Here is a 23,040-nt window from a genome sequence, read left to right on the forward strand (position 1 = left end):
TCGCTCCGCTACTGGTTGTTCTGCGACTCAGAGGCATTCTCGTTATTTGTGATGGCCTTACTTACCTTGACGCTGGCAGGTCGCAGGGTCTCGCTCCCGAGGGTATAGCCTGCACGCACCACTTCAAGAATTTTGTCCGGCTCATCGTTCGTCTCAACCGCCTCGAAAGCCTCGTGAATATATGGGTTAAACTTCTCACCAATAGCGGCGGGCACCGGATTCACGCCCTCTTTTCGCAACACCTCATTCATCTGCCAGTGCAACATGCGTAGGGTTTGCTGAAGTTGCTGCTTGTCCATCGTCTCCTGAAAGCGCAGCGCCCGCTCTACATTGTCCATAACATCGAGCAACTGCTGAAAGAGCGCCTTCTTCTGGTGGAGCACACGGCCAGCAACATCACGCTCCATGCGTTTGCGGATATTATCAACATCAGCGCGTTCACGTACAAACCGATTCCAGTTTTCCTCAGCCGTCTTGCGAGCTTGCTCAAGCTGTGCCTCTAGCTCGGCAATGCGGGCCTCGGCTGCATTCGTCTGCTCGGCTGACTGCTGATTGTCTTTTCCCGTCGGCTGCTGATTGTTCATCGTCTCTTGCGTATTGTCCATCGCTCTATTCTCTCTCCTGATTCGATCGTTTCACAAAACAATCTATTTCTATACATTCTCTTTTATAGAAACAGAAGCAAGACATCACCTGGCTGGTTATGTGTCCTCTTCCGCTCTTTTCTTCAGATAAAGGGCATGCGGTTGTACAAAACAGTCATGCAAAAGCCACAGAGTGCTGACTGGTGTAATGAAGGAAAAGACGCTGAAAATGGTTGTTTTCCTACCGATTTAGTCTCTTCTTAGTATAATCTTTGAGTCACTTACTGTCAAACCTTTTGCGTGAGACCAGCACAGCCTGCACCGCGTCGTATGGCCTTCCCTGACATACTGAAACACGGTACCGGAAATCTCAAGCGGGAGTGACTTTCTTCCTAAACCAGGAGCAGGCTCAATCTTCGATCTGGTCCTGTTCCTGTGCATTCCAACGGGCCCCGCGCGACAGGAGAATCGGGCCCAGAAGCTCTTCTTGCGTGACCTCGACACGCTGCCACTTCCACATTTCCAGCACCGCAATAAACGTCACCACAATCACAAAACGCGACTGTTCCCCCGCCAGCACCTCGGCCAGCGAAACGGGCTCACGCTCACGCAAATACTCTGTAATCACCGCGATCCGCTCGCTTACCCGGACGCGCGCCACAGGGAGAAGTTGATCTCCCTGCGCCTCATCCCGTGCTTGCAGCTCTAAGATGCGCTGAAAAGCGCGAGCCAGAGCTTGCACTTCCAGTCCGGTCAATGTGGGCGGCGTCCAGGCAAGCTGTGCCTCGATGCCCGCAAGTAAGCCAGAACGAGCATAGGTCTGCAATCCCTCATCTTCGCGCTGCTTCAAGAGCTGTGCAATATCTTTCACCACCTTGTATTCAAGCAGATGTTGTTGCAACTCTTCGGCCATTGCAGCCGCTTCACTCGTTTCTGCATGTTCCGCTTCACGTGGAGTTTGCGGCAAGAGGCTTTGTGATTTGATAAACAGGAGCCGAGCAGCGATCGACACAAAGGCCGCCATATTCGCCAGGGGAAGTTTCTCTTCTTCCCAGCGAGCGAGGTATTCCATATACTGATCAGTGACGGCGACCAGCGAAATAGTGGTGATTTCCATCTGGCGTTTCTCGATCAGGTGAAGCAGCAGGTCAAGTGGCCCCTCAAAAATCGGCAGATGGACCACATACCGCGCCTGCTCACGTGCCGATTGAGCCTCTTGAAGCTCCTGCACCTCTTCCCCGATCTGATCGGCCATGCTCAGGATACCTCATCAACCAGATGCAGTTCATGGGCTGGACCATGATCCTGATGGTGAGTCCGAATGTAGAGCACGGAACGCGCCGAGAGTCCAGCCCGAGCGGCCAGCTCAGCGCCTACATCGGCATGCCACCAGGCATAGCTTAAAGAGCGTTGCCAGCCCGGCGCCTGCTGCCTTTCAAACTCAGTAGGATGGATCGCGACCTTGCGCAGGAGTCCGGGCGCGAAGAGCTTACCGAGCACAATCACAGGGCGTGTCCAGAATGGAACCCGTCCTTCGGCTTTGCCCACGTCATGGAGCAACGCAGCCGCCAGCATATCCAGATCCTGGCACCCGCGGGCTTGCAGACCATGATAGACCCGCAGGCTATGCCGCTGGTCGGCGCTTGACATCGTTAAAAAGAGGCGTTGAGCGGCGGGAGGTAACAGACGCGCTACCTCCGCATATTCTTCGTTGGTCAGAGGTTTCACAAATCCCAGTTGTTGTTTCACCTGTCCCAAACGATACAGTATTTTTTCCAGAAACATAGAACCATCCAGCTACCTAATAAAGATAGAGAGCCGAAACATCAATACCAGATATCAGTGACAGGATGGCCCACGCACCCAGTACAATATACTTGTCCAGCCAGGCGAACGCCCCCAACCCGATCAGGCCGAAAAAGAAGGGGACAAGAAAGAAGATTGCCAGAACAGTATACATGCCATAACGTTCGGCCCAATTCGCATAGCGTTTCGCCTGCTGAACCGGCAACAGGCCGTACAGCACCTTGTAGCCATCCAGGGGTGGCAGCGGAATAATATTGAAAATCGCCAACCCAACGTTAACAGTAGCAAAGACGGCCAGAAGTTGCAAGCAACGCGTGACTACAATACTACCCACGGTGATACCTTGAAATACTCCTGCCCCATCCAGGATGGGCGTTAACAGGCGTAAGACAAGTGCAACCACTATCCCGATAATCAGATTTGCGAGGGGGCCAGCACAGGCGACCATGATCGTGCCGCGATCTGCCCCCCCACGCAATTTCCAGGGATCGGTACGCACTGGTTTCCCCCACCCCAGGGCCACCCCGGCGAAGGGATGCAGCCCGGCAAAGAGCGCCACTGCGTACGACGTCGTTTGAAAAGCCATGAACAGACACATCAACAGCCCGAGCGGATCAATGTGCGCAGGAATACGCAGCGTTTTGCGCCCTTGCGATCGCGGAGTTGGATCACCAAGCCACGAGGCCACCACCGCGTGACTCCATTCATGCAGGGCTATCGCGACCAGAAACGAGCCAATCAGCATCAGGGCCAGTATCACATTCAACTTTATCATCATGGCCGGTACAGTCCTTTTCTATGCTAACAGGTCTATCTCCATTCCTTCTCGTGCAGAACGAGTATGGGCAAAAAGCGCCTGGGCCTCCGCTTCCATCGCATCCAACTGGTCGTCATCGTAGGTGGGTTCGTGATGGAAAAGAATCAGTTCTTTCACCCGGGCCGCACAGGCAGCTTCCGTCGCCATCTCTATTGTACTATGTCCGAACCCATGTTTGAGCTCCCGATAATCGGCTTCAGTATATTGCGCATCATGAATCAGAAGATCCGCACCCTCGATAAACTCAAGAAAATCGGGGTCACACCCTTTGCACCACTCCACGTCGGTCGCGTACACTACCCGTACTCCGGCATATTCTATCCGATAAAATGCGGCTCCATTCTGGGGGTGAGAGCGCGTAAATTTGGTAACCACTCGTAGCTCGGTATCCTGCTCTTTCACTGCTCCGGTACGGGTATGCCATTTGCCATTCATGCGCGGCTCCGCCTGACAGCTATCCCAGACAATACACTGATCATCGGAAATGGTATGGAATATGCGTTGAGAGGGAAGCTGGCGAACATCTACCGGGAAGTAGGGAGGAGACATGAGCGGGACAAGAATTTGCTCGATGCTGCGTCCAGCCAACCGCGGTCCAAAAAGGTGAATGTTGGTGCGCATATCAAAAAGAGGAGCAAAAAAGGGGAACCCTACCAGATGATCACCATGTGCATGCGTGAGAAACAGCGAGAGGTGAACTGTTTCCTGCCCTTCCATCCGCCGCATCAGCTCATCTCCCAGGCGGATAATGCCACTGCCCGCATCAAGGATCAAGGTATGTGAGCCCGCCTGCACCTCAACACAGGACGTGTTTCCACCATATCGTAGCGTGTGCTTGCCGGGAGTCGGATAGCTCCCTCGCACCCCCCAGAACCGTACCAAAAAGCGTTGTTTTTCAGTCATGTCTCGCTCCTACGCGAATCTGCCATCGTATTATAACGTGAAGGATATCTGTTGAAAAGCTGCTATACATATTTCTTTCCCGGCACTCCTTACTTCTGTGAACACTGCACCGTCTCACTTGATCGCTCCTGCGCTCTATTATACGCCCACTCTTGTTTCAATGGAGTGACCTCTTCCACAAACTCCCCTTCTCCCCTCACACCGGGTTGGCAACCCTCACCCTATCTTCCTCCTTCAAGAGGAAAACGTCAACTGTTCTGGCTCCGGATTAGATGCTTCTTCATACCCACTTCTGCTACTTCTCCCGACCCTCACTCGTTTCAGCTAATGGATAAAGTTTTTGAAGAAAGGGTTATCGCAAGCACCTATGAGCAGCGCATTCACAGTATCTATTTCTCAGTTCTTTTCTGGCGAGAGGAAAAAACAGCATTTCTTGCTTCGCCCATCGGTCATTGTCGGGCTTCTCTATATCCTGTTCTTTCTCTTTATGGCCCGCTTTCATGGCTTTTCGATCCTCTCCTATGTGCATCTGGGCCGCGTTTCGCATACCCCCAATACGCACACAGCAGGATACGACGGTCAGTTCTTCTATTACATCGCTCAGGACCCGCTCCACGCCGCATGGAGAATGGATAATGCCCCCTATCGCTATCAGCGTATTCTCTATCCGATGCTGGTCTATCTCCTGAGCCTGGGCGGCATGACAGCTTTGATTCCCTGGGTGCTTCTGCTGGTGAACTTCTTCTCGATCGTGCTCGCGACCGAGTTTGTTGCCCGTCTGCTCTGCAAGCATCAGCTTTCTCCCTGGTTTAGCCTGCCCATCGGGCTCTACTATGGGCAGACAACGGCCTTTGTATTTGACACGACTGAGCCCATCGCCTATTTCTTTGTCTGCCTGGGCTTTCTGCTGCTTGCCAACAAAAAGACACTGCTTGCGGCAATTGCAATGGGGTTGGGGTGCCTGTGTCGCGAAACCGCGATTCTCTTCCCGCTGGGTTACGTTGCGATTCTGGTCCTGAATCGCGAGTGGCGCAATGCCTTCATCTTCGGACTGATCTCACTGGTTCCGCTGCCAGTCTGGTATCTCTGCTTGCAATTTATCTTTGGTTCGACCGGGCTCGGCTACGCACCTTCTTTTGAGCCGATCCCTTTTCAAGGTCTCTTTGTCTTTCAGGGAAATAGCCGCTTCCTCCCGCTGTTGATCCTGATGTTTGTGCCAACAGTGCTCAACATCCTCTACATTCTGATTGAGGTCAGACACAACCGCTGGAAGACCGCTACGTGGATTTCCTGGCTGCTCAATCTCTTACTGGTGATCTTTATGTCCCGGCTCTCCTATGTTGAGCTGGTCTCGGCAGGCCGTCTCTCGACAGGGCTTGTAATTGCGATGGTCTTCCATGCCTGGTATACCAGGAATAACTGGCTTCTGTGGATGGCGATGCTCTATACGCTGACATTCCCCATTTACATTTATTTCCTCTAGCGTCAGAAAAAATGAAGGGAGAGCATTGAGGGCTCTCCCTTTTTTGTTTTTCAGGGCAGCGGTGGAATCTGCGGCGTTAAGTTGATCGTTGGTAATGGCGTGGGCACCGTGGGTGTCGAGTTGATCGTTGGCGTTGGTATAGGCCTCTGGGGTGTGGCCTGTATGGTTGGTGTCGGCAATGCAGACGTGGGAGGGATCGCTGTTGGTGTCGGCGTCACAATGGGGGTGACAGGGCTCGCACTCCCGTTGTTTCGCGTCATCATACCAAGCACCAGCGTTAGACTCCCAAGCATCAGCACAATGACAGCAACAAGCGCCAGGCGAAACCAGAGTGTACGCAGTGAATGCGCCGGGGGAGTGATCTTCTCATTCCTTCGCTTCAGGTGAACGGGCTCCATTGCAAGCCGCTGTTCTTGAGCGAGCTGAACGCGTTTCCAGGCTCGATCCAGCACCTGTTGTCGCTGTGCGACCTCATAGTGCTGCCGAAGATGCTGTACCAGACGGCCATCACGCTGCTCAACACCCTGTGCCAGCAATTCATCTATCTGCTCATCAATGCGTTCAGGGCTGAAGAATTCATCATGTGGTTCCACGGCTGCTACCTCCTCCGTCATAGGTATGATAATTGCGGCGCAAAAGGTTCATCATGCGCGAGAGCATAGAGCGAATGCTGCCTTCGCGCTTGCCTATCCGCTCTGCGATTTGAGCACAGCGCAAATTTTCGCCAAAACGCAGCGCAAGCACTTTTTGTTGCTCAGGAGTAAGCTCTTGAATAAGTCGAAGTAACAGTTCCTGTTCCTCCTGTTTCAGGCTAAGCGTTTCTGGACTTACTCCATCGGTCTGCTCATCGGCGAAAGTATCGGAATGCAGGGAGAAGCGGCGCGAACGGCGATACAGATCCACCGCCTTATTGCGAGCGACTCGCCAGAGCCATGCCTGTTGCTGCTGCACTGTCAGTGTCGAAAAAGAGGTATATTCCATCGCAGCCACAAAGACATCAGTAAGAATGTCTTCTGCGTCCTCTAAAGAAGCGCCGTACCGCCTGATGTAGTCCAGCAGTTTCGGGGCATATATTTGATATAACTGTGCCAGTTCTGCGCGATGCAGCACTTCGACCGGTCGTTGTTGCATCCCTGCTGCCTCCACGTCTCTTTGATCGTTCTCTTTATATATCGTGAGCCAATGCAAAATGCTGCATCTTTTCTCCTTGAAAAGGCTAGACCACTGGCATATACTGAAGAACAAGGAGAAAAAATAGACATGGATTCTAGAAACATCCTCTATCCCACGATCAAGCGGAACACTGGCGTCATCCTGCAACAAACCGACACACTGAAGAATGAGGACAGCTTTCTCCAGCCCCCCGTCAGGGGGAACTGTATGAACTGGATTCTCGGTCACATTCTCTGTTTCCGAGAAAGGATGCTCTTCATTCTGGGTAACACACAACTGGCCCTTCCAGAGACCACGCGCACACTCTATACACGCGATTCTGAACCGATTACCCGCTATGACCCCCAGCTTCCTACCCTTGAACAGCTGCTTTCAGAGCTCAAGCGAGCACAAGCCCTGCTCAAAGAGAGCCTGCAAGCTGCAACACCAGAACTTCTGACACAGGAAGTCAATGGGGATACTGTGCTCAGTCTTCTGCATCAGATGGTCTGGCACGAAACCTACCATGTAGGCCAGCTTGAGTTGCTGCGTCAGCTCGCAGGAACCAATGATAAGGTGATCTAGCATGTTCGGGAAGGCCCGCCAATGCGGGCGCTTCCTCAGCCCTGTTCCTCCGCGTCAAGCTCTTTCAGCAACTTCTGATCCTGTTTGCTGCTCAGGTCCAGCCGGGCAAAGAGATCCGGTCTGCGTTGTCTGGTTCTGCGCAGCGCCTCTTTTTTGCGCCAGCGTGCGATGTTCTCATGATGGCCCGAAAGGAGAATATCAGGAACGCGCCAGCCACGAAATTCAGGGGGGCGGGTATAATGGGGATATTCCAGCATCTGGCTGCTATGCGACTCTTCCTGTGCTGAGCCTTCGGTCAGAACGCCCGGAATCAAACGTGCCACCGCATCAACCACCACCATCGCCGCCAGCTCACCCCCGGTTAACACATAGTCACCAATCGAAATCTCATCCGTTACCAGATGCTCAATGACACGCTCATCGACGCCCTCATAGTGGCCACATAAGAATGTCAGGCGCTCCTCCTGCGCCAGTTCCTGCGCGATCTGTTGATTGAACACGCGCCCCTGAGGCGTCAGATAAATGATCGGCCCGCCCTGATACACCGCCTCAATAGCCCGGAAAATCGGTTCGGGCTTCATGACCATACCAGCCCCACCGCCATAGGGATAGTCATCGACCACATGATGCTTATCCGTTGTTGCGTCACGAATATTATGCAGCGCGATGCTCAACAGAGCCCGCTCCTGTGCCCGCTTTAAGATGCTCTCGGTAAATGGGCCTTGAAACATGCCCGGAAAGAGCGTAAAAATATCGATATGCATACACTTTTCTCTCACTTCCTCGCCTCAGTATCGCTTCAAAAGTATAGCAACTCGCCTCAGCCGCGTCTATCCTTTGTGCCGTTTTCCCTGAAAAGCCGTATGCCAGCTTGTAGCATACGGCCCTCTGTGCTAAAATAGCAGTCAAAAGATAGAATTGCTAGCATACCAAGCTACTTACTGCAAACAAGCCATGTCACACAAGCAAAGAGGACCTTCACCCTGCCACTGAACAGTTCAGGTGCAGCAGATACCTCTCTTTCTTTCTGTGTAGAGGTATGCTACACTGACAGCGGTAATTTTCTGCGAGCGGAGCCCATACATGTCCTGGATACAGACAGTTGATAACCTGCAAGATCAAATGACCATTCTGATTGGCAGCGCAATCCGTCTTCTCTGTGGCGAAGTCGGTGTCTTTGTCATTTCCAATGAGGCATTCGATCCCCGCAGTGGAACAGAATATGTTCTGTATCGTCTGGAAGAAAGCGCGCTGGCCCCTCTCCTCTCGTTCGTACAGGAGAGCCTGCAACCAACCTCGCGGCATCCTTTGATTATTGAGATGACCGAGCCAGAGTTTACGCAACAGTTGCGTGTGGGTCTGCCAGCAGATGTACATGAGCTTCCAGCAGAATTAGAATGCTGCTCGCTTGCGGTCACCGACCAGCATGGCCCGATTGGTGTGCTCCACTTTCTGCGCCCGGTTGGACAGCGTTCCTGTCTGGAACAGACAACCGATACGGAGGCAGGAGAGAGAAGCCCGATCTTCCTCTTTATCGCACAGCTCGCCGCTTCCCTGCGCTTTGCACTTCAGGCGCAGTCGTTGGTGAAAGAACAGGATCGCCTGGCAGCCATCTTTCATCACAGTACAGAAGGGCTTCTAACCGTTGATAACGCCCTGCGCATCATCGACTTTAACCCGGCAATGGAGCGCCTGACGGGCTGGCACGAGAGTGAGGTGCTCGGGCAGTTCTACTTTACGGTTTTACGTCCGCGTGATCGCCAGGGAAATGAACTGGGACTTCAGGATTCACCTATTCTCCAATGCTTTGCCGGTCAACCACTGGTTAACCGTGATATGATTATTACAACCCGTGATGGGCAATCGGTTGACGTTCGGGTTACAGCCTCCTGTGTCCGCTCGCCGCGAGGTGAACCAGTGAGCGGTATACTGACCGTCCACGATATCAGTCGAGAACGGGAGCAAGAAGAGCAGCGCTCAACCTTTATTTCGGTCATTTCACATGAACTGCAAACCCCCATCGCGATTATCAAGGGGTATGCTTCAACCCTGGCCCGCGCCGGCTCACGGCTCAAGCCCGACGTCGTGCGTTCCCGGCTCTATGCAATCGAGGATGAGGCAGATCGCCTGAATAAGCTTGTTGGAAATCTCTTGTATGCGTCACGTATTCAAGCCCAGGGGCTTCAGATGGATGTGGCCCCCCTTCAACTGGAACCACTCATCCACCGTGTTATCAGGCGCTTGCAGGTGAAATACCCGGACCTTGATATCGCGCTGGACATTTCCCCGGATCTGCCAACCGTAATGGCAGACCGGGATCGAATCGAAGAGGTCTTGCAAAATTTGCTGGATAATGCGATAAAATATTCTCCAGATAAGCCTGCAATCACTATTGCAGCTCGTGCAACAAGCAATGATGTGATCGTCAGTGTCCGAGATGCCGGGATGGGCATCTCCTTGCGTGACCAGGAACAGATTTTTCAGCGTTTTCGGCGTCTAGGAGATCCTCTGGCACAGTCTACACCGGGTGCAGGTCTGGGGCTCTACATCTGTCGTGCCATCGTCGAGGCGCATGGGGGCCGCATCTGGGTAGATAGCGCGCTTCGCCAGGGTTCAACGTTCTCATTCAGTTTGCCACGTGAAGAGCAAGCTCATTTACCAATGGTGGTGTTTTAAATGGAGATGGAAGCTTTCGACCAACGTGATATGACTATCCTGATCGTGGACGATGAGCCGCGTATCCGCGATTTTGTGCGTATGAATCTAGAGCTAGAGCAATACCGGGTGATCGAAGCAGCCAATGGATTGGAAGCCCTGGAACAGCTACGCGAAAATCTCCCCGATCTGGTAGTGCTTGATGTGATGATGCCGGAGATGGATGGTTTCGAGACACTCAAAGCCATTCGGGAGGTCTCCACTGTCCCGGTTGTGATGCTGACGGTTCGCCAGAGTGAGCAGGACAAAATCCGTGGCCTGGACCTGGGGGCAGACGACTATATCGCCAAGCCCTTCAGCCCACCAGAACTCCTCTCGCGTATTCGTGCTCTGCTGCGCCGCTCACTGATGGCGCCTCCCGCTCGTAAGACAGAAATTGTCGTTGACAAAGACCTGAAGATCGACTTCTCGCGCCGAGAGGTCATTGTGCGCGGCAAAAAGGTTATCTTACGCCCTACTGAATACCGTCTCCTCTACCATCTTGTGAACAACGCCGGTCGTCTCCTGACCCACGAAACGTTGCTCTCAAAGGTCTGGGGGCGCGAGTATCGGGATGAGGCCCACTATCTGCGCCTCTATATCACCTACCTCCGGCAAAAACTCGAAGAAGACCCCGCCCACCCAAAATATATTCTGACCGAGCGGGGCCTGGGCTATCGCTTCAAAGAACTGGATAACTGAACTTCTTGCTTATGAGTAGATACACATCGAACTGTGGCCTTCTCCAGGAGCCGTTTCTTCTCCACAACGGAGCAAGGTGTACCTGCCAACGCTTACGGAACGCTTTTTCAAGCACAACTCAAGGTCAGGAAAGGACAACGCATGGACAAAAAACAACGTGTTGAAGCGGCATTACAGGGCCTCCCTGTTGATCGAGTTCCAGTGAGCATGTGGAGCCGCGATTATCGGCGCGAATGGAGCGCTCAGGCCCTGGTTGAAGCCACACTGGAAAGCTACAGCCGCTACGATTGGGATTATGTTCGACTGACGCCACGCGCTTGCTATCATGCCGAAGGCTGGAAGGCCCGCTATCGCCCGGCAGATGATGGCGCTACGCCGCCTATTCTGGAAAGCACTCCTATCAGCAGAGCCTCTGACTGGAAACGCCTGCGCCCGCTAGAACCGGATCAGGGGGCGTTTGGTGAGCAATTGCTTGCGCTCCAATTGATGAACCACTCGCTTGGTTTTGAAGCCTACTTTGTGGAGACCCTTTTCAATCCCTTGAGCGTTGCACGCTACATTGCAGGCAGCGTCGAGAACGTCCTGCACACCATCCATGAAGATCGCACCGCCATGCATACGGCCCTCCGGGTGATTACCGAGACGCTGACCAGCTTTGCAATTGCCTGTCTGGAAGAGGGCGCACACGGTATCTTCTACTCTACGAATGGGTGGGCGAACGCACCCATTCTCAGCGAAGACCAGTATCGGGAATTTGGCGAACAGTATGACCTTGAGCTGCTGGACGCCATTAAGAGCCGCAGCAAATTGACCATTCTCCACAACTGTGGACCACAGATGCACTTCGATCTCCTGGCAGCCTATCCTGTGCATGCCATTAACTGGGCAATTGAGCGAGAAGGGAACCCGGATCTCCTGGACGGGATGCGTCGTTCAGGCAAGGCCGTAATGGGTGGTTTGAATACCGATCTCCTTCGCACCAGCACCTCGCCACAACAGATACAGGAGAACGTTGCAGAGATACTGGAAAAGACCGGCACACAGCATCTCTTGCTGGCTCCCGGCTGTACCCTCGCGCCAGACACGCCAACCCGGAATATAGAGGCAGTGCGTCGCATGTTGGCTTGACACTGCCAGACGCTTTGGTTATACTCGCACATATTTCTCGCCAGGACAGATAGTATACCTGTTCTGGTGGTAATACAAATAATGATTTCTTTACAACTCGCCTGCTTGCTTGTATAGTATGGGCGTGTGGAATCACGTTTCTCTTCCTCTGCCCATGATGGCTAATAACAGGGCAGAGGAGAAAGAAAATGTTGTATAGTATAGTCGATATAGAGATGTGTAGGCAACGCAACGCGCCACGAAGACTCAACAGAAATGACGTGTTGCCGCTCGCACATCCTCTCCTTTTGGGGAGTCAAGCAAAGGTACTCGCGCCGCGCTTCTGGTGGTTTTAGAGAGGGTGAGAGTTGCAAAAAAATGGAGCGAAATCGCACTATGCGGGCGTATTCGGCGGGTGGAGTGGTCTTTCGCCTTGTCCCGTTGCGCTCTCCAGATCAACACTTCGGACACAGCAGACACAAGCGGGCGCATGGGTACAAACCTGCCAGACAGCAGACAAAAGAGGCTCGAAGTGCAGGGCATGCATCTGGCCCCTCGATGAAAGAGGCCGATAGGGTAGAGGTTGTCCTTGTTGGTCGAAGCCACGCGGGCATCTGGGTCTTGCCGAAAGGCACTCCACAGCCTGGTGAGACAATTGAACAGGTCGCGTTGCGCGAGGTTCAGGAAGAAACTGGTTTACAGGTGCGCCTGATCGCTTATATCGGCAGCATCTCTTATTCATTTGTGCGCGAGCACATCCGTTATCATAAACAGGTTCGTCATTTTTTACTTGAGGCTATCGGTGGCGATATCTCGCTTCATGATCAGGAATACGATCAGGTCAAATGGTTCTCGCTCCATGAAGCCAGCCGCCATCTGACCTATCAAAATGAAGTACGCATTCTGAATCAGGCAGAAGAGATCCTCCACCGATGGCTACACTATCAATGGAAAGAAAGGCAGCTATAAGCCTTATGGAGAGCCAGCCGCAAAAGTTCTCACTTGCACGCCGCTTAGTGTTTCCCGCTAACGGTAATGATGAACTGACGCCAGGCCAGAGTAAGCGTATTATTGCAACCTGGGCCATATTGTTCACCATTCCTCTTGTTCTTATGATATTCCTTGTTGTTATTTTTGCAGGTATATCATTGCAGAGAGCGGTTATCTGGCTCGCCGGAGCAATAGTCCTCGGTTTCATACTCTTTGGCTTCTCGGCCTGGGCTAGCATCAAGGCCTACAATCAGGCAGTTCGTGCAAAGATCAGGCACGAACAGGAGAAGGCCAGTAGCACCCAGCGGAGGTAGGCAATGGATCTTAGTGTTGAAGGTAAATCAGAGCGTATTCCGCCTGGCTCACATATCTGCCAGCTTTACAGTAAAGTAACAGAGATTCCGGCAGTGACAGCACGGCTGCTCCGGGTCGGTCTGGCAAATTCAGAGAAATGTCTTTTTGCCGCCGCCCCTGCACAGGTCAAAGAACTCTGTGATGAGCTTCAGAAATTACAGGTTGATGTGAAAGCCCTCCTTGATACCGGTCAGCTTGTCCTCTATGAGGAACGTGAGCCCTTTTTAGCAGGTGGAAAACGCTTTGACCCATACTATTTGCTATCTACACATCAGACTTTTATCGCGCAGGCGCTTCGCGAGGGCTGGAAGGCCGTGCGCATCTCGATTGATATGACCTGGCTTTCAAAAGATATCGCTACTCCGGAACAAATTCTCAAATACGAGGCCGCCTCTGATGCCGTATTTACGTTTCAGAACGCGCCCATTATTGCACTGATGCACTACGACCACAGCAAGTTACTGCCCAATCTGGTTGTTGAGATGCTCAAGCTGCATCCTATCTCTGTTGTCGGAAAGTACATTAAGCGCAACCCCTACTACCTGAATTCGGAGCAGTACATGCTCAAAATTCTACGTATCAATAAGGAAAAGAATCATCCCCATGCCGGAGGTTAGTGCACCCTGGAAGACTCGCCTTCTGCCCTGCACCCACTTTGCAGGGCTTTTTTATGCCAACCAGTCCAAAAAAGAGAGATGTGCAGCCCTGTTCTTTTCCAGAAAGACAGAGACCCACATCTCTCTTGTGCACTTTTTCTGTAATCTGTTTCGTTTCAATCCACAACAGCCGTTGAGGACTGTCGCAAAACGTTCATGAGGATAAGCAGAGGCATGCAGGCCGCCTGCTTTTCCGGGAGTACTGTCAGCGTTGTCGCCCCATGCTCCACAAACATGAACGTCTTCACGGCCTTCATTCCTCAGAACAATACTGTACTGGAGTAGTCCGCGCAAATACAGACTGTTTCTTCTATTGTCTTTTTAGATTGAAAAAGAGTTAGAGTACAAAGCTATCGGCCAGCGGGCTCCGAGCGGAGTTATTATTCTCGCGTTTTTCGCCGTTCAGATTCACCGTATTCTGCCCATTTGAGGGGCGATTCTGTGCATAGTTATTCTGTCCGCCATTGGCTGGCGAGGACTGCGGTGTATTCTGTAGCGTCTGCAAGCTCTGCAACGCCTGCGAATTGGACGAAGAAGAAGAAGCCGGCTCGGTTGCCAACTGAATAGTCTTGCCATCAATCACAACTGCAATACCAACACCACGCCGTAGATCGGCGAGCTGGCGTCGTAACTCGCGGTTTTCTGCCTCTAACGCATCCATTAACTTTTTCTGCTCAAGCAGCATCTGTGCGATATTTTCAAACCCAGCGCTAGCAGCACGATCCATTCTGGATTCCTCCTGCGTACTTCGAGTACCCAATAATTCTAAAACAAAAGCTCCCATCACAGCGCCACGCCCTCCCAACTTACTCAGGACAACAGGGACACAACACGATCCCAAATCGCCGCCGCAACGCCTGTTTTGGGCATTACCGGCAGATCCTCCATTACACCATTGGCATGAAAAAGAGTGACTTTGTTGGTATTGGTGCCAAAGCCGCTATCAGAGCGGGTTACATCATTGGCAACCAGCAGATCAAGCTGTTTTCGGTGCAGCTTGTCTTTTGCATTTTCTACCACATTTTCAGTCTCGGCGGCAAACCCTACCCGTACCAAGCGACGGGGTAGATCCTGCATCTGAGCCAGTTCACCCAGAATATCTGGATTTTTTATCAGGTGTAGTGAAAAACTGCCGTCCGTTGCCTGTTCCCCTGTGTTCTCCCCTTCCCCGGCCCCACGACCTCCACCGAGCCGTTTCTTGATCTTCTGAGAGGCCGGATGTGCCGGACGGAAATCCGCCACAGCGGCGCTCATGATCAATACATCGGCATTGGTAACGGCGCTGAAAACAGCGGCCTGCATCTGTGCTGCTGTTTCGACTCTGCGCAGCTCGACGCCATAAGGTACAGGTAACGAGACCGGCCCGCTGATAAGAACGACGTGAGCGCCTCTATCTCGTGCCTCCTCCGCCAGAGCATAGCCCATTTTTCCTGATGAGCGGTTGCCCACATAGCGAACGGGGTCAATTGGTTCCTGCGTACCACCTGCCGTCACGACAACGCGGCACCCGGCAAGATCTCCTTTCTTGCCCAGGACCAGCTTGATAGCTCCAAGCAAGGTCTCTGTATCCGGTAGACGCCCGGGGCCGATAGCCCCAGATGCCAACCGCCCAACCTCCGGCTCAACAAGAAATGCGCCCCGTTCACGCAAAAGGGCTAGATTCGCCTGTGTGGCGGGGTGCGTATACATATGTTTGTACATTGCAGGTGCCAGGAGTAAGGGAGCTTGTGTCGCCAATGCTACGGCGGTAAGCATATTATCTACAATACCGTGGGCAAGCTTTGCGATGGTATTGGCCGTTGCGGGAACGATTGCCAGTATATCCGCTTCCTCGGCCAGCCTGATATGGTTCTCTGCCGCCTCCCCCGAAGGCTCCCACAGGTCACTATAGACCGGCCTGTGGCTCACGGTTGCAAAGGTCAGCGGGCGTACAAACTCGTCCGCTTTTTCGGTCAGGACCACATCCACAAGCGCGCCGGCCTGCTGTAACTTGCTGACCAGATCGACCGCTTTATAGCATGCAATCCCCCCACAAATACCGACGATAACATGTTTGTTCAGTAACATGCAGGCTTTCTCGTTCCCTCTTTTTGGACAGTCCTTATGAGAACACCTTTACAATAGCACACCACGGTACTTTACGACAACCAACTTGCCAATAAGTACCATGCCATTTCATCGGTTATACCTCTTTTATAAGAAGGTATGAATTGTTCTCATTGATACGTATATTTATTCCTCTTAAAAGATAGGCCATAGACAAGTGCAGTTTCGATGGTTTCACCTGAAAAAGGGAACGCCTGCACACAACGTTCCCTTTCTCTCTCCTACTTCCGCACATCCTTCAGTTTCAGGCAGAACGCAATCACCACCGCAAACACCACAATCATCAGCGCCAGGGCCCCCCAGGTCAGCAAGAGGTGCTGAAAGGCCTGGCTCTGCGTGGCATGCCCGTACAGCATACTGACATAGGAGAAGTCGTCAGCGCCTAGCGAGTCACCGCGCAGACCCACGGTGGTCCCCATCGCCGCCATCGACCAGCGTGAGGGGAAGAATGCCGCCGGAATCTGGAGCATCTTCGGGTCATCAAGCGAGAAGATGACACCCGCGAAGATCACCTGCGGAATCAGCACGATTGGCACCATACTCATCGCGCGGTCATTGGTCGGCACCAGCGCCGAGATCATCAGACCAAGCATCAAACCAGCCAGGGAGGTGAGCGCCATTGTTATATAGATCTCTAAAAAGGCCGGTAAGAAGACGCTATGATAGAAGCCTGTCTTGAGCTGAATACAGAGTACCAGAATCAGGCTCTGCAACAGACAGAGCACCCCAAGCACGATGATCTTGGAGAACATATAGGGCGCGATTCCCAGGTTGACAGTACGCTCACGCCGATAGATCGGGGCCTCCTTCACAATCTCACGTGCGCCATTGATACACCCGAACATCACAGCGGCAAACGACATAATGAAGAGGATCTTCTGTCCATTGCCTCCTGAGCCCGGCTTCACCGATTCGTCTATAACCTGCTGCTTGGTTTTGCCCTTCTCCTGAAGATAGAACTTCCCCTGGGGCGAATTGAGCTGTCTTTCCAGATCGCCGCAGTCTTCTGTGATCCCACCCTGCTGTGTAAACATGTTTTTCGGGTGCGGACAAGAGACAAGGCTTGTCTCCTTAAAGATGTAGGGCTGTGCCATAAAGAAGAGTATCAAACCAATAATCGGCGCCTGAAGCAACAGGATCAGCAGGTTTCCGACATCGTTTCGCAGCAATTCCAGATAACGGATCGAGAGAATACCAAACTGCCGGAACGGATTCCCTCGCTTTGGCCGCTTGAGCGCCTGTGGCTGCATGCGGGCTGCATTCATCTGGTTTGCCGGCCCACGCTGCAACTGCTGAACCACAAAACGCTGATAATCAGGCGACTGCTTGAAGCGCATCTCCGCCTCTGCCGGAATATTGGGGTTCTCCTCGGTTGGCTCAAGCGAGGTATAGATCTCGGCAAAATCGCTTTTCCCGAAATAGGCCTTTGCACCATCCGGCGGCCCAAAATAGGCCAGGCGTCCACCTTGAGCGAGAAAACAGACATAATCACATGCATTGATATTGTTGGTAGCATGCGTGACCAGAACGATTGTATGGCCTTTGTCTGCCAGACGCCGCAACAACATCATCATCTTACGGTCCAGACCGGGATCAAGGCCCGAGGTCGGCTCATCCAGAAAAAAGACGCTCGGGTTCGCCAGCAATTCCAGCGCGATCGAGACACGCTTGCGTTGGCCTCCAGACAACTTGTTGATCAAGAGCTTGCGCCTCCCGGTCATCTCCACATCGTCAAGCACTTCATCAATACGCTGGCGAATCTGCTCATCACTGACATCTTCGGGCAGGCGTAGCTTGGCCGCATAGTACAGCGCGTGTTCAACGGTGAGTTCTCGGTGAATAATGTCGTCCTGCGGCACATAGCCAAGCTGTGTGCTGAAGGCTGCCATATTCTGGTAGTAGTCCTGTCCGTTATAGAAGACAGCTCCCTGATGCGCGGGACGCAGACCGTTCAAGGCGTCCATCAGCGTCGATTTACCAGCACCAGAGCCGCCGACCAGCGCTACAAATTTGCGCGGTGGAATAGCAATGGAGATATCATTCAACAGGATGACGTTGTTGGTTCCGGTCTTTTTCAGGTTCAGCGCGTCAATTCGAATGCCATTACTTTCGTCCTGCTGGGTGAGTTGTTCGCCCGTGTAAATAAACCTGAATGGACCAATACGCACCTCGTCGCCTGGCTTGAGCAGGTCAGAAACGCGGGTCCGCATGCCATTGACATACAGGCCGTTCTTACTGCGCAGGTCAACGATTCTATAACCGCCTCCTACCTGCTCAAGGCGGGCATGATGGGCCGAAACCTGCACATGCTTCAGCACAACATGATTGTCCGGCGCACGACCAAGCGTGATCACTGGAGCCCCAAGCGGGATCGGGCGAACCTCGGGGACTACCTCCTGTACAGCACCGGTTCCATCATTGTAAGCCAATGTAACAAAGGTGCCGTTCCCATCACTGATACGGAAGATATCGCCACGTTCCAGAACCTTGCGAAATTGTTCGGTTCCCCGAATCTGGCGCCCATTATAGACAATGCCGTTTGTGGTGCTGCCTTTCCCAGGATGCGGATGCACAAAGACAAGCTGATTGCCCTCTCGCAAAATCTGCGCATGAAATGCCGAGACGGTTGGCTTCTCAATTACAATCTCATTGGAAGGCGCGCGCCCGATATTAAATACCTGCTTGTCCGGGGTCAGCGGATAATTGTGCCGCTCAGAGTCAATATTGGTGCTCACCTCGATTGAAGGCACACCAGCGCTCTGGCCTCCTGCATTCGATGGCCGCCCCGGCATCTCACCGGCTCCTATAGTTCGGGTCGCAGTAAAGTCCGGAGCCCCGTACTGTTGTTGCGGCGGGAACGAGGGCGCGCCAGCCGCCACAGCGTTAGGCACCTGTAAGAATGTCATCGTCACATTCCCCAGGACAATCACATCATTATGCTTCAGTGGGGCCTGCTCAACCGGCCTCTGATTTACGGTCAAGACGTTCTGTGGAGCCAGCTTCTTGATACTCCACATTCCATTGTTCATGAGTAATAGCTGCGCATGCAAGCGCGAAACAGACGCATCAGGCAAAACTACCTGATTCGCCGGGTCTCGCCCGATGTTCATCACCGGAGCAACGAGCGGCACCTGTTGCCCGGCCTGTGACCCGGAGAGAATTTGCAGCGTGCCGTGGGCTTGCTGTCCATTCATACCCTGATACACTTACCGCACAGGACATTCCTGCATAGACTGTGCGGTATCTCCTTTCTTTTCGGCGGATAAACACAGGTAGAAATTTACCAGGAAAACCAATCCCTGTCTGTAATCTGGCTCACGAAAAAAGTGTGCATTATTCATCCCGGCACAAAATAGAATCCTGAGCGAATTACCTGGCCTACTGGTTCCGTTGCCTTTCGGATCTCTACTTTACCTGTGCTGGCATTCAGCGTCAATATGACAGGAACTGGAGCACCCGCAGCCTCATTCAACGGGCCATAGTAATGCGCACCCTCATCCTCACGAGTCAGCGAGCGCAACGGGAAATCGCTTTGAATTGTCCCGACATTAACATTAGAATCCAGCGTGATGTTTTTCATGCTCTCAGGTAAAGAAACAGTTACATCTCCCTTTTCCGCCGTAATATAATAGTGATATTTCTCTTTCTGCTGCTCGTTAAACGGCATTTCAAGCAGCCCGCTAAAGGTAACATTTCCCTGTCCAGTATCAATCTTTGAGCCATTCCCCAGCACCGAGCGCTCTATTGAAATATTGCCAGCACTTCCGTGCACGCGCATCAACCCCAGAACGCCAACGATATGAATATTTCCTGCGGGCGCTTCCAGATTTAGTTGCAGCGGTAGAGCATTGCTATTGCCGGGCTGCGTGGTGGGGAGCTTGATCGTGATATCAACAGAATCATTGGTCGTGCGCAGTAACTCGTGGCTATTGGGAATAATGGTATTCACCGTCAAGGTACTGTTCGGATCAGGCTGCTGCCCGAGATCCTTCAACTGCTTGCTACAGGTAAGCTGTTTGCTCTCCTGATCGGGCGGCAAGACCTCGATTTTGATATCATTGAATTTCTTTTGGGCTTCCTTCTCATCTGTTGCCTGCACATGCTTTGTTGTGGCGATCACCGGTTTCTTCGTCTGCGCGTCAACTTCCACAGAAACATTGCCGAGCATATTGCAAATTTGCAATGCCGTGACAGCAGTAAGAGGAGCTTCAACCGTTTTTTCCTGCGTAAACGGTTTCGGCCCAAGCGGCAATGGCCCGATATTCAGTCCCTGTCCCTGCGACATGCGGAAAAGATAGAAGAGACCCAGCGCACCCCCACCAACCGCAAGCAAAATACCAAAGAAGCAGCCAAGCAACAGGGAAGGCCAGGCGCTACCACGTCTTCTTTGGATCGGGCGGCGTGATCGTGTGGAGTGGCGCGGCGCGGTTACCGGGCCGGTTGGCCTGGAACGCGGGCGACGGCGCGGTGCATGGTCATACTCTTCCTCATCCTCCGCGTACTTATCATAGTCGAAGGCACGCTTGTAACGCTCCGGTTCCTCACGGTACCGACGTCTGTACGGGCGTCTGTTCCCCCGATCCATCGTGCTTCTGGCCTCTCTTTCTTTCCAAAGTAGCAGGGGGCAACGTCACCCTGTTGCCAGAACCCTTACAACATAATACGCCAGCAGGAGGGAAAATGTCAGCAAAAACTCTATGCGTGACGTGAAAAAGAAAAGGAGCTACACTGATAATCAAACCATATCTCTGCTATACTCGTATATATCAGGGAGCAGGGCCTATACTCGAGAAATGCTTTCAGGAACTTATGGCATGCGTTCACTCAGCAGCTATACAGCCTTATTTTACATAATACATTTTACGGCAGGCCATTCTGTACGTTCAAGTCCTGAAAAGGGGGCCGCATGCATCCCCGGCTATTTTCTGATATGGCACTCACTGCTCAAGACGTCATCGGGAAGAGACATCCCTTCCCTATTCACACATCTATTGCTGGAAGTGGTCTCTGAACCACGAAAGGAGCAAACGAACAACAAACGATGGACATCACTTCATTATTCGGAATCCTGGCTGTTATTGTACTCATAGCAGCAAATGGTTTCTTTGTCTCCGCAGAATTTGCCCTGGTCAAAATTCGCTCTACTCGGGTAGAACAACTGGTTGTTGAAGGGAATCGAGCCGCACAAACCCTTCAGCGACAGATTCATCATCTCGATAGCTATATTGCTGCAACCCAGTTAGGGATCACTATTGCCAGTCTGGCCCTCGGCTGGATTGGTGAACCCTCCCTCGCCCACCTGATCGAGCCCCCGTTCGCCTGGCTCGGGAAGGGGCTCGCAGAAGGAATCTCACACAGTATTGCCGTCGCGATCAGCTTTATTCTGATCACCACCATGCATATCGTTTTTGGTGAACTTGTGCCAAAGTCAATCGCGCTTCAGGCCACAGAAGGGACATCACTTTTTGTCACTCGACCTCTGGAGCTCTTCGCGAAGATTTTCCACCCTTTCATTCTGCTGATGAATGGAATCGGCAATCTGGCCGTTAAATTGATAGGTCTCAAAGTAACCAGCGAGAGCGCCTCTGTTCATACAGTCGAAGAGCTGGAAATGTTGGTCACCCAGAGCCGTAAGGCCGGTATCCTGAACTCACAGGAAGAAGAGCTTTTACGCCACGTCTTCGATTTCAGCGATAAGACTGTCCATGATGTGATGATCCCGCGCATTGAGGTTGTCGGCGTGCCAACCACTGTCACACTAGATCAGCTCAAGCAGATTATCTCTGAGGAACGCTACACGCGCTATCCTGTCTATCAGGGGAATCTGGATACCATCGTTGGACTGGTGCATATCAAGGACGTGCTGACCTATCTTGATACCCACCCGGAATCCGCTACCTTTGATATTCAACGCCTACAGCGCCCAATTCTGGCCGTTCCCGAAACCATTACGCTTGAGACTCTGCTTGCCCGGATGCGCACCAGCCGCACTCATATGGCAGTGGTTATTGATGAGTATGGCTCAACGGCAGGCATCGTCACGCTGGAAGATATCGTTGAAGAATTGGTCGGTGAGGTCCAGGACGAGTTCGATACACGGGAAGCGGGCGTACGCTCTGAAGTAGAAATGCATCCAGACGGCACCAGCACGATTGATGGCTTGATGTCTCTCGCTGGCTTTGAGGAGCGCTTTGGCGTCACGATTGAGCATACCCATGTACACACGATCGGCGGCTATGTGTTTGAGCAGATCGATCGTATTCCTCGGATCAATGACGAGGTAACGGTTGACCATTATGTTCTGCGCGTTGAGGAGATGGATCAACGCCGTGTCGCTCGTGTCCGTGTGATTCCCATCAAGAACGAGGAAGCACAGGCTGAACTCGTGGAATAACCCGGCTCTGTCAGAGATGCGCTTCTGCCACAGGAAGCGTATCTCCTCCCTCTCACATTGAACTCCGCCAAAGGCATGGCCTTGACTTTTTCTTTTTCTTAGATATACTTCTAATTAGATAGTTATCTAACAAGAAAAGGAGGGCGCAATGCCATCTACCGAACTGCTTGTGAAAACACTGACCGATGTAGAGCGGCTCAAAATCCTCGGCCTTCTGGCGATCAGGCCTCACACATTGTCTGAACTGGCCGAGCAGCTTCAGATGAAAGAAAACGTCATCGCTCACCACCTTGCGCGGCTCTCTGCTAGCGGTCTGACGCGAACACAGGATTCCACCTATGTACTCAATACAGAAACACTCAATACGTTGAAAGCAACTTTCCAAGCGCCCTCAGGTCCGGATGCATTCGCTGACTTTGCCTGCGAGGAATGGGAACGCGTTATCCTGCGGAACTTCTTTGATGGACACCACCTGAAAGAAATACCAGCCAGCTTTAAAAAGCTGAAGGTTGTTCTGAGATGGCTTGCTGAGCGCTTCGAGCCCAATATTCGTTATGCGGAACGTGAGGTCAATGAGCGGCTTAAACTCTACCATCCAGACTTTGCTTATCTGCGCCGCTGTCTGGTCGATTTTGGGTTGATGCAGCGTGAGAACGGGATCTACTGGCGACAAAGCAAGTAAGGGAGGGATGTTTGATCCCTCCCCG

At 52.5% G+C, this 23,040-nt stretch carries 23 protein-coding genes; 10 read left to right on the forward strand and 13 right to left on the reverse strand.

Going from position 1 to position 23,040, the window contains the following annotated elements; translation table 11 throughout:
* Window positions 1-8: 8 nt before the first annotated feature.
* From KTH_RS21845 to KTH_RS21865, 5 genes are all read right to left on the reverse strand, one after another.
* The gene (locus tag KTH_RS21845) at window positions 9-605 is read right to left on the reverse strand and encodes a nucleotide exchange factor GrpE (RefSeq protein ID WP_497621069.1); all 597 of its coding nucleotides are present in this window, start codon (window positions 603-605) and stop codon (window positions 9-11) included.
* Between the two features lie 388 nt (window positions 606-993).
* Window positions 994-1,839, reverse strand: coding sequence for a segregation and condensation protein A (locus KTH_RS21850; protein ID WP_111324950.1), 846 nt, complete (start codon window positions 1,837-1,839; stop codon window positions 994-996).
* A 2-nt stretch (window positions 1,840-1,841) separates the two neighbouring features.
* Window positions 1,842-2,369 carry a hypothetical protein gene (locus tag KTH_RS21855; protein ID WP_497621071.1) on the reverse strand — a complete coding sequence of 176 codons (528 nt, stop codon included), beginning with the start codon at window positions 2,367-2,369 and terminating at the stop codon, window positions 1,842-1,844.
* Between the two features lie 16 nt (window positions 2,370-2,385).
* Window positions 2,386-3,168: a site-2 protease family protein gene (locus tag KTH_RS21860; RefSeq protein WP_111324952.1), complete on the reverse strand. Its 783-nt coding sequence runs from the start codon at window positions 3,166-3,168 to the stop codon at window positions 2,386-2,388.
* 18 nt (window positions 3,169-3,186) lie between these two features.
* The gene (locus tag KTH_RS21865; protein WP_497621073.1) at window positions 3,187-4,110 is read right to left on the reverse strand and encodes an MBL fold metallo-hydrolase; all 924 of its coding nucleotides are present in this window, start codon (window positions 4,108-4,110) and stop codon (window positions 3,187-3,189) included.
* 367 nt (window positions 4,111-4,477) lie between these two features.
* Between KTH_RS21865 and KTH_RS21870 the strand changes: the two genes are divergently transcribed.
* Window positions 4,478-5,593 carry an AZOBR_p60025 family cell surface glycopolymer formation protein gene (locus tag KTH_RS21870; protein ID WP_497621074.1) on the forward strand — a complete coding sequence of 372 codons (1,116 nt, stop codon included), beginning with the start codon at window positions 4,478-4,480 and terminating at the stop codon, window positions 5,591-5,593.
* Window positions 5,594-5,643: 50 nt separating this feature from the next.
* Here KTH_RS21870 and KTH_RS21875 read toward each other — a convergent pair whose 3' ends face one another.
* On the reverse strand, window positions 5,644-6,186 hold the full coding sequence (locus tag KTH_RS21875; RefSeq protein WP_497621076.1) for a hypothetical protein: 543 nt from the start codon (window positions 6,184-6,186) through the stop codon (window positions 5,644-5,646).
* A complete protein-coding gene (locus KTH_RS21880; protein ID WP_497621078.1) occupies window positions 6,173-6,724 on the reverse strand; it encodes an RNA polymerase sigma factor in 552 nt (183 codons plus the stop codon). Before KTH_RS21880 ends, KTH_RS21875 begins: the two co-directional genes overlap by 14 nt.
* A gap of 129 nt (window positions 6,725-6,853) precedes the next feature.
* Here KTH_RS21880 and KTH_RS21885 point away from each other — a divergent pair, with 129 nt between their 5' ends.
* Window positions 6,854-7,330 (forward strand): DinB family protein, encoded by a 477-nt coding sequence (locus KTH_RS21885; protein ID WP_497621080.1) that lies wholly within the window; start codon window positions 6,854-6,856, stop codon window positions 7,328-7,330.
* 35 nt (window positions 7,331-7,365) lie between these two features.
* On the opposite strand, the gene trmD is transcribed toward KTH_RS21885, so the two are convergent.
* The gene (trmD, locus tag KTH_RS21890) at window positions 7,366-8,094 is read right to left on the reverse strand and encodes a tRNA (guanosine(37)-N1)-methyltransferase TrmD (protein WP_111324958.1); all 729 of its coding nucleotides are present in this window, start codon (window positions 8,092-8,094) and stop codon (window positions 7,366-7,368) included.
* Between the two features lie 319 nt (window positions 8,095-8,413).
* Here trmD and KTH_RS21895 point away from each other — a divergent pair, with 319 nt between their 5' ends.
* From KTH_RS21895 to KTH_RS21920, 6 genes are all read left to right on the forward strand, one after another.
* Complete coding sequence (locus tag KTH_RS21895; protein WP_111324959.1) at window positions 8,414-10,006, forward strand: sensor histidine kinase; 1,593 nt, start codon at window positions 8,414-8,416, stop codon at window positions 10,004-10,006.
* Window positions 10,007-10,726, forward strand: coding sequence for a response regulator transcription factor (locus KTH_RS21900; RefSeq protein WP_111324960.1), 720 nt, complete (start codon window positions 10,007-10,009; stop codon window positions 10,724-10,726).
* 141 nt (window positions 10,727-10,867) lie between these two features.
* Window positions 10,868-11,854, forward strand: coding sequence for a uroporphyrinogen decarboxylase family protein (locus KTH_RS21905; protein ID WP_497621083.1), 987 nt, complete (start codon window positions 10,868-10,870; stop codon window positions 11,852-11,854).
* A 357-nt stretch (window positions 11,855-12,211) separates the two neighbouring features.
* The gene (locus tag KTH_RS21910) at window positions 12,212-12,802 is read left to right on the forward strand and encodes an NUDIX hydrolase (RefSeq protein ID WP_497621085.1); all 591 of its coding nucleotides are present in this window, start codon (window positions 12,212-12,214) and stop codon (window positions 12,800-12,802) included.
* The gene (locus KTH_RS21915; protein ID WP_137686138.1) at window positions 12,766-13,137 is read left to right on the forward strand and encodes a hypothetical protein; all 372 of its coding nucleotides are present in this window, start codon (window positions 12,766-12,768) and stop codon (window positions 13,135-13,137) included. The genes KTH_RS21910 and KTH_RS21915 overlap by 37 nt, the downstream gene beginning before the upstream one ends.
* A 3-nt stretch (window positions 13,138-13,140) precedes the next feature.
* Window positions 13,141-13,794: an MEDS domain-containing protein gene (locus tag KTH_RS21920; RefSeq protein WP_111324964.1), complete on the forward strand. Its 654-nt coding sequence runs from the start codon at window positions 13,141-13,143 to the stop codon at window positions 13,792-13,794.
* Between the two features lie 155 nt (window positions 13,795-13,949).
* On the opposite strand, the gene KTH_RS21925 is transcribed toward KTH_RS21920, so the two are convergent.
* The 5 genes from KTH_RS21925 to KTH_RS21945 all read right to left on the reverse strand — a co-directional run bounded on the left by KTH_RS21925 (window position 13,950) and on the right by KTH_RS21945 (window position 20,524).
* The gene (locus KTH_RS21925) at window positions 13,950-14,081 is read right to left on the reverse strand and encodes a hypothetical protein (protein ID WP_281278943.1); all 132 of its coding nucleotides are present in this window, start codon (window positions 14,079-14,081) and stop codon (window positions 13,950-13,952) included.
* 89 nt (window positions 14,082-14,170) lie between these two features.
* Window positions 14,171-14,560 carry a hypothetical protein gene (locus KTH_RS21930; RefSeq protein WP_111324965.1) on the reverse strand — a complete coding sequence of 130 codons (390 nt, stop codon included), beginning with the start codon at window positions 14,558-14,560 and terminating at the stop codon, window positions 14,171-14,173.
* Window positions 14,561-14,643: 83 nt separating this feature from the next.
* Window positions 14,644-15,900, reverse strand: coding sequence for a bifunctional phosphopantothenoylcysteine decarboxylase/phosphopantothenate--cysteine ligase CoaBC (coaBC, locus tag KTH_RS21935; protein ID WP_111324966.1), 1,257 nt, complete (start codon window positions 15,898-15,900; stop codon window positions 14,644-14,646).
* Window positions 15,901-16,160: 260 nt separating this feature from the next.
* Window positions 16,161-19,133, reverse strand: coding sequence for an FHA domain-containing protein (locus KTH_RS21940; RefSeq protein ID WP_111325011.1), 2,973 nt, complete (start codon window positions 19,131-19,133; stop codon window positions 16,161-16,163).
* 143 nt (window positions 19,134-19,276) lie between these two features.
* Window positions 19,277-20,524, reverse strand: a complete 1,248-nt coding sequence (locus KTH_RS21945) for a DUF4097 family beta strand repeat-containing protein (RefSeq protein ID WP_111324967.1) — start codon at window positions 20,522-20,524, stop codon at window positions 19,277-19,279.
* Window positions 20,525-20,980: 456 nt separating this feature from the next.
* Between KTH_RS21945 and KTH_RS21950 the strand changes: the two genes are divergently transcribed.
* Both KTH_RS21950 and KTH_RS21955 read left to right on the forward strand, forming a co-directional pair.
* On the forward strand, window positions 20,981-22,333 hold the full coding sequence (locus KTH_RS21950) for a hemolysin family protein (RefSeq protein ID WP_111324968.1): 1,353 nt from the start codon (window positions 20,981-20,983) through the stop codon (window positions 22,331-22,333).
* 148 nt (window positions 22,334-22,481) lie between these two features.
* Entirely contained in the window at window positions 22,482-23,015 is a 534-nt protein-coding gene (locus tag KTH_RS21955) for a DUF2087 domain-containing protein (protein WP_111324969.1), read from the forward strand.
* The last annotated feature ends 25 nt before the right edge of the window (window positions 23,016-23,040 follow it).

The organism is Thermosporothrix sp. COM3, assembly GCF_059696735.1.

What these genes read in the sequence shown, in the direction of transcription:
- KTH_RS21845 (WP_497621069.1), bottom strand. Translation starts at nt 605, where the DNA reads ATGGACAATACGCAAGAGACGATGAACAATCAGCAGCCGACGGGAAAA.
- KTH_RS21850 (WP_111324950.1), bottom strand. Translation starts at nt 1,839, where the DNA reads ATGGCCGATCAGATCGGGGAAGAGGTGCAGGAGCTTCAAGAGGCTCAA.
- KTH_RS21855 (WP_497621071.1), bottom strand. Translation starts at nt 2,369, where the DNA reads ATGTTTCTGGAAAAAATACTGTATCGTTTGGGACAGGTGAAACAACAA.
- KTH_RS21860 (WP_111324952.1), bottom strand. Translation starts at nt 3,168, where the DNA reads ATGATGATAAAGTTGAATGTGATACTGGCCCTGATGCTGATTGGCTCG.
- KTH_RS21865 (WP_497621073.1), bottom strand. Translation starts at nt 4,110, where the DNA reads ATGACTGAAAAACAACGCTTTTTGGTACGGTTCTGGGGGGTGCGAGGG.
- KTH_RS21870 (WP_497621074.1), top strand. Translation starts at nt 4,478, where the DNA reads ATGAGCAGCGCATTCACAGTATCTATTTCTCAGTTCTTTTCTGGCGAG.
- KTH_RS21880 (WP_497621078.1), bottom strand. Translation starts at nt 6,724, where the DNA reads ATGCAACAACGACCGGTCGAAGTGCTGCATCGCGCAGAACTGGCACAG.
- KTH_RS21885 (WP_497621080.1), top strand. Translation starts at nt 6,854, where the DNA reads ATGGATTCTAGAAACATCCTCTATCCCACGATCAAGCGGAACACTGGC.
- trmD (WP_111324958.1), bottom strand. Translation starts at nt 8,094, where the DNA reads ATGCATATCGATATTTTTACGCTCTTTCCGGGCATGTTTCAAGGCCCA.
- KTH_RS21895 (WP_111324959.1), top strand. Translation starts at nt 8,414, where the DNA reads ATGTCCTGGATACAGACAGTTGATAACCTGCAAGATCAAATGACCATT.
- KTH_RS21900 (WP_111324960.1), top strand. Translation starts at nt 10,007, where the DNA reads ATGGAGATGGAAGCTTTCGACCAACGTGATATGACTATCCTGATCGTG.
- KTH_RS21905 (WP_497621083.1), top strand. Translation starts at nt 10,868, where the DNA reads ATGGACAAAAAACAACGTGTTGAAGCGGCATTACAGGGCCTCCCTGTT.
- KTH_RS21910 (WP_497621085.1), top strand. Translation starts at nt 12,212, where the DNA reads ATGGAGCGAAATCGCACTATGCGGGCGTATTCGGCGGGTGGAGTGGTC.
- KTH_RS21915 (WP_137686138.1), top strand. Translation starts at nt 12,766, where the DNA reads ATGGCTACACTATCAATGGAAAGAAAGGCAGCTATAAGCCTTATGGAG.
- KTH_RS21920 (WP_111324964.1), top strand. Translation starts at nt 13,141, where the DNA reads ATGGATCTTAGTGTTGAAGGTAAATCAGAGCGTATTCCGCCTGGCTCA.
- KTH_RS21930 (WP_111324965.1), bottom strand. Translation starts at nt 14,560, where the DNA reads ATGGATCGTGCTGCTAGCGCTGGGTTTGAAAATATCGCACAGATGCTG.
- coaBC (WP_111324966.1), bottom strand. Translation starts at nt 15,900, where the DNA reads ATGTTACTGAACAAACATGTTATCGTCGGTATTTGTGGGGGGATTGCA.
- KTH_RS21940 (WP_111325011.1), bottom strand. Translation starts at nt 19,133, where the DNA reads ATGAATGGACAGCAAGCCCACGGCACGCTGCAAATTCTCTCCGGGTCA.
- KTH_RS21945 (WP_111324967.1), bottom strand. Translation starts at nt 20,524, where the DNA reads ATGGATCGGGGGAACAGACGCCCGTACAGACGTCGGTACCGTGAGGAA.
- KTH_RS21950 (WP_111324968.1), top strand. Translation starts at nt 20,981, where the DNA reads ATGGACATCACTTCATTATTCGGAATCCTGGCTGTTATTGTACTCATA.
- KTH_RS21955 (WP_111324969.1), top strand. Translation starts at nt 22,482, where the DNA reads ATGCCATCTACCGAACTGCTTGTGAAAACACTGACCGATGTAGAGCGG.